Source organism: Anaeromassilibacillus sp. An250, from assembly GCF_002159845.1.
GTDB lineage: Bacteria > Bacillota > Clostridia > Oscillospirales > Acutalibacteraceae > Anaeromassilibacillus > Anaeromassilibacillus stercoravium.
In genome coordinates this window covers 1-921 of sequence record NZ_NFJK01000064.1, presented here as the reverse complement: position 1 = coordinate 921, position 921 = coordinate 1, and the positions used below count along the sequence as shown (strand labels likewise).

General features: G+C 50.9%; 1 protein-coding gene and 1 pseudogene. Both read right to left on the bottom strand.

What is annotated here, in order from left to right:
- Positions 1-494 (bottom strand): annotated as a pseudogene (gene mglC, locus B5F54_RS17465) (galactose/methyl galactoside ABC transporter permease MglC); the annotation flags it as partial.
- Positions 495-600: 106 nt separating this feature from the next.
- Positions 601-921, bottom strand: a 321-nt coding sequence (locus tag B5F54_RS17140) for an ATP-binding cassette domain-containing protein (RefSeq protein ID WP_140400424.1), incomplete at its 5' end; no start/stop codon positions are given.

The following is a 921-nucleotide window of genomic DNA, read 5'->3' as shown; positions in this document are numbered from 1 at the left end:
TTCGCATAGGTAGCCGTCTGCAACATGGAGGTGGAAACAACTGCCGCCAAGCCGACCATACGGCCTGCGGACAGGTCGGTACCTGCAATCAACAGGGTGAAGCAGATGCCCAATGCAATAATCATTCTCGTGGAGGACTGCGTCAAGATGTCCAAGAGAACCTGAATCTGCATGAAACGGGGCTCAATGAAGCAGATAACAACAACCAGTGCCAGCAATGCCAGCATAATGGCGTTATTCGTCAAGAAATTCTTTGCCGATCTAGCAGAAAAAGATACTTCCGGATGAAGGCGCTGCCCTCTTGTCATTTGTACGATACCATATACAATTGCGATTACGCCAATGCCAAGGACGAACCACGGCAAGTCAAAGGTCTTGCTTGCATCCAATGCAAAATTGAAAATGACTCCCAGGATCGCAAGTACTACGCCTACAATGACGAAGGCCACTGCATACTGTTTGCGAGGGACTGTCTTTTCTCCTTGCATACCCATTTACCTCACTTTCTTTTATTATACATCTGCGTTTCGCGCGACGAAACCAACAGATATATGGCGGATTCGGAAATCCAAAACCGTGCCATGCCGGCCGCCGGTTTCTTTACATAAACTTGGTAGCCAGACGCATAACCGAAACGGAGTCCGCCTCTTCGCGGTCCAGGAAGCCCGTCACACGGCCTTCGCACATGACCATCACGCGGTCCGCCATGCCCAGCAATTCAGGCATCTCCGAGGAGATCATGATGATCGACTTGCCTTCCTTGATCAGGTCATGCATGATCGTGTAGATCTCGTATTTCGCACCGACGTCGATGCCGCGCGTCGGTTCATCCAGGATCAGGATATCCGGATGCGTCAAGAGCCACCGCGCAATCAGAACCTTCTGCTGGTTACCACCGGACAGGTTCTGCATCAATTCCTT